This is a genomic window from Mesorhizobium sp. P3_A9, assembly GCF_056402975.1.
The window spans coordinates 1-10,787 of sequence record NZ_JBFUGJ010000204.1; the positions used below are offsets into that span (position 1 = coordinate 1).

Consider the following 10,787-nt stretch of genomic DNA (forward strand, 5'->3'; position numbering starts at 1 on the left):
GCGCGGCACGATGCTACGAAACAGGGACCAGCCTTTCCGGTCCAAAGGATATCTGGATAGGTAATTCTAAGGGGATATCTCAGATGTCGTCACCCGAACCGATCAAATTCACCGACGGCGCGGCTTACGAGCGCTTCATGGCTCCCTGGAGCCGATCCGCCGGGGCTTTGTTCCTCGACTGGCTGGCGCCGGACTCCGGACGGGCCTGGGTTGATGTCGGTGCCGGCAACGGCGCGTTCACTGAGCTCATTCTAGCGAAGTCCGCCCCTTCGTCCGTGTGCGCGATCGATCCCTCCGACGCGCAGATTGCGACTGCTCGGCAAAAAATCTCGGCAAAGCAGGTCGAGCTGTCGATTGGCGATGCGATGGCCCTTCCCTACGACGCCAACCGCTTCGACGTCGCGGTGATGGCGCTGGTGCTGTTCTTCGTCCCCGATCCGCGCAAGGGCGCCTCGGAAATGCTCCGCGTCACCAAGCCCGGCGGCATTGTCGCGTCCTACACCTGGGACGTCATGCGCGGCGGCACCCCTACGCAGCATTTGTGGGAGGAGATGGACGCGATGGGCAAACCGGCCGCACGTCCGCCGAGCGCGGAGGTCTCGCGTTTCGCGGCGCTGAAGGCGCTTTGGGCGGAGCTCGGCATCCGCGATGTCGAGACGCGCGAGCTTGTCGTCGAACGCACCTTCGCTGACTTCGACGATTATTGGCTATCCATGGTCGTGAGCAGCCCGAGCGGAATCGTCGGAAAGCTGTCGGATGCGGAGAGCGCGGAGCTGAAACGCCGACTAAAGGACAGACTGCCGGCAAGCGCCACGGGAGCGATCACGGTTCACGCCTGGTCGACGGCGATCAAGGGGCGAAAGGCCGCTTAATGCGTGCGGCGCTTTACGTCGCCGCTTTCGGCAATCGAAAAGGCCGCCTCCGGGCGGCCTTCTTGCATTTGCGCGTCCTTATCCGGCGGAATGGTCGGCGTCGCCTATGAACAGGAACGCGCAGACTGCCGAGAACGCCACCGCGAGCGCAGAGGCGAGGAAAGCAATCTGCATGCCCTGGATCGTGCCCAGCGCCAAAGCGGAGCCAAACAGCGCGACGCCGATCGCTCCACCCGATTGGCGCACTGTATTGAGCACGCCCGAAGCTGTTCCCGACATCGCCGTCGGCACGGACGACAACAGCGCCGTGGTCATGGCGGGCACGGCGAGACCGATGCCGATCGGCAGGAACAGCAGCCGCCACAGCAGCGACAGGTAGGATGTATCGGCCTGGATCGGCGCCATCAGGCCGAAACCGACCGCACCGAGAAGCAGGCCGATCGCCATCGGCAAGCGTGAGCCATAGGTCGCCGCGATGCGTCCGGCGGCGACATTCGACACGGTGACCGCCGCCATGAAGGGCAGGAAGGCGAGCCCGGTCATCTCGGGCGAAAAATGCCTTTCCTTCTGGAAGTAGAGGCTGAGCATGAAGATCGTGCCGTAGAGCGTCAGGTTGACCGCCAGCCCGACGAGGCTCGTCACCGCCGGGATGCGGCTGGCAAACAGCTTTAACGGAAACATTGGCGCCTTGCTCCAGCTCTCGACCAGCAGGAACAGGCTTCCAGCCACCACCGCCAACATCAATCCGCCAATGACCGGCAAGGAAGTCCAGCCTGACGATCCGGTTTCGATGAAGGCGCCGGTCAGCGAAAACAGTGTCAGCACGACAAGCCCCTGCCCGGCCAAGTCGATCGGCGGTTTCTCGGCCTTCAGCGGTGTTTCCTCAAGGAATCGGTAGGCCATCCAGATGGCGAGAGCGCCGATGGGCAGGTTGACCAGAAAAATGCTGGCCCAGCCGAGCGACGCGACCATGAAGCCGCCGAGCACCGGCCCGGCCGAAAGCGCGATGCCGCCCGCCGCTGTCCACAGGCCGACGGCACGCGCCCGGCGCGGCTTGTCCGACGCATAGGCACGGTTGAGCAGCGCCAGCGAACACGGCATCAGCAAGGCCGCGCCCGCGCCTTGCACGGCGCGCGCCGCGATCAGCACCCAAGGGCTCTGCGCCAGGCCGCAGACCAGCGAAGCGATGCTGAACAATGCCATGCCGCCGACGAACACACGGCGGGCGCCGATCCTGTCGCCGAGCGCGCCGCCGGCGAGCAGCAGCGAGGCGAAGGCCAGCGTGTAGGCGTCAACCACCCATTGCAGGCCGCCTATGCCCATCGACAGCGCCGCGCCGATCCTGTTCAGCGCGACATTGACGATGGAGACATCGAGCTGCACCACCACGAAACCGAGACTGGTCGCGGCGACGGTGGCGGCATAGGCGGCGCGGGGCTTGAAAACCATGGTGTCAGGCATACCCATGGATAACGGGTTTTCACTGACACCGTTCCGTCAGGAGAGGCCAGCCTGCGACAACTAGGCCGGGACGCCGATCACGGGCAAATCAATTGATGCTGGCAGTCGCGGCGGGCTCAACGCGTTCGCCCGTCCCGGCATAAGGCACGCGATAGCCGTTCGCCGCCAGCCAGTCGATGGCCGCCTTCGGCTCGTCGGTCTGGATGATGGTGGCACCACGATCGGCCCAGAAACCCCAGGCTTCGCGCGGCAGGCTGGCCTGCACCGCCAGTTCGTCACCACGGCCGCCGGCGAGGAAGCCGCCCGGCTTGTTGACGATGGCGTAGGTGTCGGCCCAGATGTGCCAGTTGCCGCGCACCGCTGCCGCGCGCATGCGCGTGCTGAACAGCGGTCCGCCGGTTTCGGTCAGCGTTTCGGCGCCCGCCCGCCAGTTGATCAGTTCGATGGCGCGCGGCGCAAATGCGTAGTCGACCGTTTCGGCGAAACCGGCATCGTGCACGGCGTCGTCGGCGATGATCGGCATGAACTGGAAGCCGCCGCCGATGGCGGCCATGGCTGATTTGACCGTGGTGATCCGGTTCTGGTTCCAGAGGTTCTCCTTGACGATGACCTGGTCGGCCATGCCGAGATCGCGCGCCACGGCGATCATGCCCGGGAGGTCGCCGACTTCGAGTTTGTTGTCGAGATTGATGAGGATCCTGTCCCTGGTCGCCAGCAGCATCTCGCGCAGTGTCGAGACCCTCTCGTCGGTGACGGCGCGCGTGCCCTCGACCACCAACCGGCATGTCTTCAGTTCAGCCAGCGTGTATTTGACCACCTCGCCCATGCAGGTCGTGGTGCGGTCGAGCCAGCTGTCATGCATGACGACGAGCTCGCCATCCTTGGAACGCCTGATATCGACCTCGACAATCTCGGCGCCCATGGCGATCGAGCCTTCGACGGCAGCCAGCGAATTTTCCGCATAGAGCGTCTTGCCGGCCTGCATGCTGCCGGCCCGGTGCGCGGCCACCATGACATGGTCACGCCACTGGTTGGCATGCTCGAAGCGGTCAAGGATCTGCCTGGCGTGGCTTTCGCCGGCCGAGACCTGACCGGAGGCGACCGCGAATGCCGTGGAAAGCAGAAGGCTCAGCCAGATTGTCCGCATCGAGAATCGCTCCTTGCCGGATCGAAGCCGGAATAGGCGATCCCCGTGACAGGTGGGTGAACGAAGCCGGCTAGCGGCTTTCGCAAGAAGCCGGCGTCAGATGCGCTTMGAGAGCCGGCGGAACCACGCCATCGCAGGCATTTCGACCAGGCGCCAGGTGATCCATGACGCGGCGATGGTGGCAACGAGCATGACGACGATCGCCACGGTCCCGGCCCAGCCGGCGCCGAAGCCGATCGTGGGTTCGCCGCGCAGCACGATGTCGCCGAAGAAGCCGAGGCCGAGCTTGCGCTCGACGAGCCCGGCAACGTTGATCAGGCGCGTCTGGATGAAGAGGTGGACCATGTAGATGGAGTAGGACAGCGCGCCGAGCGTCAGCATGAACGGCGTTCGCAGCAAGGCAGAAATCCAGCCGCCTTCATGGGCAAAGAGAAACAGCGCCAGGACAAACACCAGGGGCGCGGCGATGCCGAAATCATTGCTGCCCGCCAGCGAGACAAAAAGCACGATGACCGCCACCATGACGATTTCGGCAAGGGTCCAGCTGAGCCGCGGGCCGCTCCTGGCGAGGAGGTGTCGCGCGCCTGCAATGGAATCATGCTGAAACCACGCCAGCAGGGCGCCGAGCGAGAAGCCGTAGAGGCAGCGGATGAAGCCGAAATCGTAGGACACATCCATATGATGCGTGGAGAAACCGAGCAGAAACAGCGGCGCGGTGACAGCGGCGGCAACGAACCATACCCAGGCACGCGCGCCGGCGATGAAGACCACGCCTGCAAACAGGAGATAGGCGAAGAACTCCGCCGAAATGCTCCAGCTCGGCGCATTCCAGGTCAGTTGATCTTCGAAGCCCATCCCTTGCAGCAGCAGCAGATTGGCCAGCAGACTCCTAGGGTCGAAACCGCCGGTAAAGGGGGCAGCGCCGGTGCCATGCAGTTGCGGCAGCACCAGCCGCAGCAGTTCGAAACCGGCGAAAGCGGCGAGCATAAGCAGATGCAGCGGGTAAATACGGCCGAACCGCACCAAAGCGAAGCGGGCGACCTGTGYCGGCTGGCTCAGCCGCTCGGCGTAGCTGCTGGCGATGACGAAGCCGGAAAGGACGAAGAAGAAGTCGACGAAAAGATAGGACGAACCGATGAAGCTGCTCTGCGAGATCGCGGAAGCGGTCGGAAAATGAAACAGCGCCACCAGCAGGGCGCAGATGCCGCGCCACGAATCGAGAACCTGGAAGCGTTCGCCGGCGACCGTGCCGGTGTGGGTCGACACCACGGCATCGGACGGATTAAGAAACGCGGTCTGCGTCATGATGGGACAAATCCTGTCTTGTCGTGGCACCCGGGCGGCGCCGTTTCGTCTCGCCAAGCTGTGACTGGCATCTTCCATGCCGGTTCTGTAGTTGTTGCACCCCGATGAAAACGAGGACCCGTAATGGCGACCAAGAACATCGACCACGCCTTCACCGCCCGCTCCAAAACGGGCGGCGCCCTTGAGCCGACCTATTCCGGCGCGCTGTCATTCATGCGGCGCAAATACACCAAGGACGTGAAGGGCGCCGATGCGGTGGTGTGGGGCATTCCCTTCGACGCCGCCGTCACCAACCGGCCCGGCGCCCGTTTCGGGCCGCAGGCTATACGCCGCGCCTCGGCGATCCTCGACAATGATCCGCAGTACCCGTTCTCGCGCGATTTGTTCGAGCATCTCGCCGTGGTCGACTATGGCGATTGCCTGCTCGACTCCGGCAACCATCAGAAGACGCCCGGCACGATCGAGCGCGAAGCGACTAAGATCCTGAAGTCGGGCGCCTTCCTTTTGACGCTCGGCGGCGACCATTTCGTCACCTGGCCGCTGCTCAAGGCGCATGCCGCCATCCACGGACCGCTCGCTCTGGTGCAATTCGACGCGCATCAGGACACGTGGGAGGATGACGGCAAGCGCATCGACCACGGATCCTTCGTCGGTCGCGCGGTCAAGGAAGGCATCATCGATCCAGACCGCTCGATCCAGATCGGCATCCGCACGCACGCGCCCGACACGTTCGGCATCAAGATCCTCTACGGCCACGAGATCGAGGAGATGCGCGCTTCCGACATCGCCTACGCCATCGTCGACCGCACCGGCGGCAAGAAAACGTATCTGACCTTCGACATCGACTGCCTCGACCCGGCCTATGCGCCCGGAACCGGCACGCCGGTGGCCGGAGGACCGTCCTCGGCGAAGATCCTGTCGACGCTGCGCCAGCTCAACCAGATCGATATTGTCGGCGCCGATGTCGTTGAGGTTGCGCCGGCCTATGATCACGCCGATATAACGGCGATTGCCGGCTCGATGGTGGCCATGCAGTATCTCGGCCTGCTGGCGGAGCGGAAGGCACGGCAGGTAGAGATGAACAACGGCAACCACAACGGTGCCGCGGTGAATCACGGCAACGGCATATAGTGTTGAAATATCAGGGAATTTGATCAGGTCATGAAACCGAAAATCTTCATCGACGGCGAACACGGCACAACCGGCCTGCAGATCCGCGCGCTGCTTGCCGAGCGTGGCGACCTGGAGATCATTTCCATTCCCACCGAGCGCCGCAAGGAAACGGCGGCGCGCGCCGAATTCCTCAATGCCGCCGATGTCGCGATCCTGTGCCTGCCCGACGATGCGGCGAAGGAAAGCGTTTCGCTGATCGCCAACGACACCACCAAAGTCATCGATGCATCGACCGCGCATCGCGTCGCCGAAGGCTGGGCCTACGGCTTCGCCGAAATGGACAAGGATCAGGCGAAGACCATCGCCACCGCCAAGCGCGTCGCCAATCCCGGCTGCTGGCCGCAAGGACCGATCGCAGCGCTGCGGCCGCTGGTCACCGCTGGCCTGCTGCCGGCCGATTTCCCGATCACCGTCAACGGTATTTCGGGCTATTCGGGTGGCGGACGCCCGATGATCGAGGATTATGTCGCCAAGGGCGAGGACGCCTCGGAGTTCGTACCCTATGGCCTCACCCTGCAGCACAAGCATGTGCCCGAGCTGCGGGCCTACGCAAAACTGTCGCATGACCCGATCATGCAGCCTGCGGTCGGCAATTTCGCGCAAGGGATGATCACCGTCGTGCCGCTGCAACTCGGCAGCCTCGACCATGTGCCGACAGGTGCGGAGCTTCATGCGGCCATTGCCGACCATTTCGCCGCCATCAAGGGCGGCGTGGTCGAGGTGGCGCCCTATGCGCATCTGGAGCGCATGCCGGACATCGATCCCGAGATCTACAACGGCACCAACCGCATGAAGGTCTATGTCTTTGCCAACGACAAGCGCGCGCAGGCGCTGCTGCTGGCGGTCTACGACAATCTCGGCAAGGGCGCCTCGGGTGCAGCCGTCCAGAACATGGACCTGATGCTCGGCCTCTGATGGACGCACCAGCCTTTCCGGCGCGCTGGAAGGTCAGCGCGCCCGAACTCATTGCCGAGACCTTTTCAAGCCGCATCTGGAAGGTTGTTCGCGAGGATGGCTCGCCGGCCGTCGTCAAGGCGCTCAAGCCTTTCGACGATGTCGCCGACGAATTGCGTGGCGAACATTTCCTGGCCTGGCGGCGTGGCGAAGGCGCTGTGCGCCTGCTTGGCCGCGACGGCCACTCGATGCTGCTCGAATATGGCGGCGACACCCTGCTTACGCGGGTTCTCGATGAACAGGGCGACAACGCCGCGACCACAATCGCGGCTGAGGTCATGGCAAAACTGTTTTTGCCTGGGAAAGCCCCCTTCCCGCCCCAGCTTCAGCCGCTCAGAGAGCGGTACGCCAGCCTGTTCAAGAAGGCGAAGACCGACCGCGACGCCAGCGACGACAGCCTCTATGTCGAGGCCGCCGCCATCGCCGAACGGTTGCTGGACGATCCGCATGACGTCAGGCCCCTGCATGGCGACCTCCACCACGACAACATCCTGCACGGGCCGCGCGGCTGGCTGGTGATCGATCCGAAGGGCGTGCTCGGCGATCCCTGCTTCGATGCCGCCAACATGTTCTACAATCCGCTCGATCGTGACGAACTCTGCCTCGATCCCCTGCGGATCGCGCACATGGCCGAAGTCTTTGCGAGCACGCTGGGGCAATCACCGGCAGCGATACTGGACCATGCCATCGCCTATGGCTGCCTGTCCGCGGCCTGGCACCACGAGGACGACAATGCGGTCGAGGAGAACCGCGAACTGTCGATCGCCCAGGCGATCCGGGCTGTGCGGGCAAGTTTCTGATCAAGCGAGGGTATTGGTAAACACTTATTTACCATGATCGGCTACTGACCATGTCCTGGCTCCCACCTCAAGGATTTGTCATGGTCAGCGCGATCTCGGGTTCGTCCTCCGCAATCCAGTATTCCTCGTCCAGTTCCTCGAGCAATGCAGCCCAGGAGGCCGCGCTCGAAAAGCAGATTCAGGATCTGGAAGACCAGGCCAAGGCGATCAAGGATCAGGTTCAGGCTGCCCAGGTGCAGCAGGATATCGCCACGGCCCAGGCCAAGCTCGATGCTCTCAGAGCCGCCGACGCCGACAAGGCAGCGAAAGCCGCTCAGAGCCAGTCAACGCCGTCCGCAGCCGCTGTGCGCCAGGCGGAATTCGACGGCGAGAAAACCACGCAATCCAACGAATTCTGGATGTGACGGCCGATAAGGCTCGGGATCAGCTCCTGACCGAGATCTATTGCGGCAAGGGGTAAGCCCCCTTGGTGCCGCGCCAGTGCGCGGCGGCAAAGCCCAGCACGATCAGCGCAAACCCCTGATGTGTCAGCGCCATATGCAGCGGCACATGCATCAGCAGCGTGCCGATGCCGATCGAGGCCTGCACCAGCACCAGCACAAACAACAGCGTCGCACGGCGGGCATGGGTTGAGCCGGGCAGCCGCCGACGCGTGGCGATCATATGCCAGAGCGCGACGGCGAAGACCGTATAGGCGCCGAGCCGGTGGATGAACTGCACCGTCTTCGGGCTCTCGAAGAAGTTGCGCCATGCCGGCTCGAGGATCAGCAGATCGCCGGGGATGATCTTGCCATCCATCAGCGGCCAGGTGTTGTAGCTCAAGCCGGCATCGAGCCCGGCGACCAGTCCGCCGAGATAGATCTGGATCAGCGCCAGAAGCACGATGAAGCCGGCCAGACGCTGTGTCGAACGATCGGCCGCAGGCTCGGAATGCGGCGCCAAGCCACGCGCAACGACCATGGTGGCAGTGAAGATCAGCGCCGCCAGCGTCAAATGCGTCGCCAGCCGGTACTGGCTCACCGACACACGATCGACCAGGCCGGAGGCGACCATCCACCAGCCGATGGCGCCCTGCAGGCCGCCGAGGAGCAGAATGCCGACGAGTTTCGGCCCAAGGCCGCGCTCGATGCGGCGGCTCACCCAGAAGACCAGCAGCGGCAAGGCAAAGACCAAGCCGCCGCTGCGCGCCAGCAAACGATGCGCCCATTCCCACCAGAAGATCGACTTGAACGCCTCGATGCTCATGCCCTTGTTGAGCTCGGTGTATTGCGGGATCTGCTGGTAGCGCTGGAATTCCTCTTGCCACTCGGTGTCGTTGAGCGGCGGGATGACGCCGTGGATCGGCTGCCATTCGGTGATCGAAAGACCGGACTCGGTAAGCCGGGTGGCGCCGCCGACCAGCACCAGCGCGAACAGCACCAGAAGCACGACGTAAAGCCAGCCGCGCACCATCGCCCGGTTGTACAGGTCGCGGTCGCGGGCAACGTATGGCGCGGCGGCTGATATGGCAGCCATGATCTTGTTCCCGGTAGGTTGAGGTGGCAGATTGGTGAACCATCGCATCCGTGCTGGCAAGACCGTGCAGCGCGGCACGCCGTCGCGCCTGATGTGGCGGGTTGCACGTGTCCTGCGTTCGGCCTAAGCGATAGCGATCAACGAGGCCAAGCCATGCCCATTCGCCTGAAAAAGCTGATCGGAATGTTYCTGCTGGTGGCRCTGGTCATCATCTACGCGCTGGTCGCATCGGTCTTCGCCGTCGCCCGGCTGTCGGAATCGGGTCCGCTGGTGCAATTCCTGTTCTTCCTGTTCAGCGGCCTGCTCTGGGTGCTGCCGGCGATGGGCATCATCAAGTGGCTGATGCTGGAGCCGCGGGCGAAAAGCTGAACCAGCCTGCGCCGGTTCGCCGGGATCACGCATCAAAAACAGGATCGTGATTCATCAGCCAACGAGCAAAGGACTATCCTGACGGTGCTCACCTGGGGAGGCCGGCATGCTGAAAGGGATGGTCGCGGGACTGTTTTTTCTACTCGCCTCGCTCACCGCGTCGATCGCGGCAGCCGAAACCATCAACGTCTCGGACGACCATGGCGGCAGCGTCGCCGCCTACAGCCAGCGCTGGAAAGCGTTGGCGGCGCGTGGCGTCAATGTGCGCATTGTCGGCAAGTGCCAGTCCGCCTGCACGGTGCTGCTCGGCTATATCCCCCGCAGCCGCATATGCGTGATGCCGGCGGCGAGCTTCGGCTTCCACCTCGCCCACCGCACCGACATGACCGGCGTGTTGTGGAACGCTTACGCATCCGACATCCGCGGCTGGATCAACGCGCATGGCGGGTTGACGGCGAACCTCAAATGGATGAGCGCGCCAGACACCTACCGCTACTTCCATAAGTGCTGACAGTTTGCGGATGTGTCGGAGGTAGATCTTCGATATCAGGCCTGCCGGTCGGTCAGATGGTGACGAGCATCTTGCCGGCATTGGCGAGCGGCGTCGTCACACCCGACAGCATGGTGCGGATGTGGGCGAGGTTCTGATAGCGGCCATTGATCGAAATGCGCGGCAAGGCCTGCAGGAAGCCGGCATGTTCGGCGCGCAGCACGCCATGGCGTGTGGTTACGGCGGAGGTATAGCCGGCGTCACGGACAAAGCCGACTTCGCGGCAGCCGACAGCGCTGGCATAGCCATAGGGATAGGCGAAATGGCTGGGTTCCCTGCCGAGTTCGGCCCGCAACATGTCCTTTACAGCGCCGATTTCGTGGCGTGCATCGGCCTCGGAAAGCCGCTTCAGATTGCTGTGGTTGATCGTATGGGCGCCGATCGTCACCAGCGGATGCGCGGCGACGGTGCGAATCTCATCCCAGTTCATCAGTGTCCGCAGGCGCGGCGCATCGGCGTCGACACCATTTGCAGCGGCGAGATCACGCAGCACGGTCCGCAAATCCTCCTCGCGGATCTCGGTGGCGAGGTAGGCGTGCAGCCGGGCTATGGCCTGGGTTTTCCTGGCGGGGGTCGCGCAATCGATCACCGTTGGACCGTTCGAGGTCGCGAGCGTGAGGCGGTCGCACGCATTGACGATG

General features: G+C 63.7%; 12 protein-coding genes. 7 read left to right on the forward strand and 5 right to left on the reverse strand.

Going from position 1 to position 10,787, the window contains the following annotated elements; genetic code table 11:
• The first annotated feature begins 83 nt into the window (after positions 1–83).
• Entirely contained in the window at positions 84–872 is a 789-nt protein-coding gene (locus AC1DX0_RS23340; protein WP_027042359.1) for a class I SAM-dependent methyltransferase, read from the forward strand.
• Between the two features lie 78 nt (positions 873–950).
• On the opposite strand, the gene AC1DX0_RS23345 is transcribed toward AC1DX0_RS23340, so the two are convergent.
• The 3 genes from AC1DX0_RS23345 to AC1DX0_RS23355 all read right to left on the reverse strand — a co-directional run bounded on the left by AC1DX0_RS23345 (position 951) and on the right by AC1DX0_RS23355 (position 4,785).
• On the reverse strand, positions 951–2,321 hold the full coding sequence (locus AC1DX0_RS23345; protein WP_477221205.1) for an MFS transporter: 1,371 nt from the start codon (positions 2,319–2,321) through the stop codon (positions 951–953).
• A 100-nt stretch (positions 2,322–2,421) separates the two neighbouring features.
• A complete protein-coding gene (locus AC1DX0_RS23350; RefSeq protein WP_477221204.1) occupies positions 2,422–3,480 on the reverse strand; it encodes a glycerophosphodiester phosphodiesterase family protein in 1,059 nt (352 codons plus the stop codon).
• Between the two features lie 96 nt (positions 3,481–3,576).
• Positions 3,577–4,785 (reverse strand): acyltransferase family protein, encoded by a 1,209-nt coding sequence (locus AC1DX0_RS23355; protein ID WP_477356993.1) that lies wholly within the window; start codon positions 4,783–4,785, stop codon positions 3,577–3,579.
• A 123-nt stretch (positions 4,786–4,908) separates the two neighbouring features.
• On the opposite strand from AC1DX0_RS23355, the gene speB reads away from it, so the two are divergent.
• The 4 genes from speB (at position 4,909) to AC1DX0_RS23375 (ending at position 8,116) form a co-directional block, all read left to right on the forward strand.
• Positions 4,909–5,916 carry an agmatinase gene (speB, locus tag AC1DX0_RS23360; protein ID WP_477221202.1) on the forward strand — a complete coding sequence of 336 codons (1,008 nt, stop codon included), beginning with the start codon at positions 4,909–4,911 and terminating at the stop codon, positions 5,914–5,916.
• A gap of 30 nt (positions 5,917–5,946) precedes the next feature.
• Positions 5,947–6,873, forward strand: a complete 927-nt coding sequence (gene argC, locus AC1DX0_RS23365; protein WP_477221201.1) for an N-acetyl-gamma-glutamyl-phosphate reductase — start codon at positions 5,947–5,949, stop codon at positions 6,871–6,873.
• Complete coding sequence (locus AC1DX0_RS23370) at positions 6,873–7,712, forward strand: aminoglycoside phosphotransferase family protein (protein WP_477221200.1); 840 nt, start codon at positions 6,873–6,875, stop codon at positions 7,710–7,712. The genes argC and AC1DX0_RS23370 overlap by 1 nt, the downstream gene beginning before the upstream one ends.
• Before the next feature lie 80 nt (positions 7,713–7,792).
• A complete protein-coding gene (locus AC1DX0_RS23375) occupies positions 7,793–8,116 on the forward strand; it encodes a hypothetical protein (RefSeq protein WP_477221199.1) in 324 nt (107 codons plus the stop codon).
• Between the two features lie 37 nt (positions 8,117–8,153).
• On the opposite strand, the gene AC1DX0_RS23380 is transcribed toward AC1DX0_RS23375, so the two are convergent.
• Positions 8,154–9,227 (reverse strand): COX15/CtaA family protein, encoded by a 1,074-nt coding sequence (locus tag AC1DX0_RS23380; protein WP_477221198.1) that lies wholly within the window; start codon positions 9,225–9,227, stop codon positions 8,154–8,156.
• Positions 9,228–9,380: 153 nt separating this feature from the next.
• Here AC1DX0_RS23380 and AC1DX0_RS23385 point away from each other — a divergent pair, with 153 nt between their 5' ends.
• A complete protein-coding gene (locus AC1DX0_RS23385; RefSeq protein ID WP_477221197.1) occupies positions 9,381–9,596 on the forward strand; it encodes a DUF2842 domain-containing protein in 216 nt (71 codons plus the stop codon).
• Positions 9,597–9,702: 106 nt separating this feature from the next.
• A complete protein-coding gene (locus tag AC1DX0_RS23390) occupies positions 9,703–10,107 on the forward strand; it encodes a hypothetical protein (RefSeq protein WP_477221196.1) in 405 nt (134 codons plus the stop codon).
• A gap of 52 nt (positions 10,108–10,159) precedes the next feature.
• Here AC1DX0_RS23390 and AC1DX0_RS23395 read toward each other — a convergent pair.
• Positions 10,160–10,787 (reverse strand): polysaccharide deacetylase family protein (locus AC1DX0_RS23395; protein WP_477356995.1); only part of this gene is annotated, 628 nt, incomplete at its 5' end.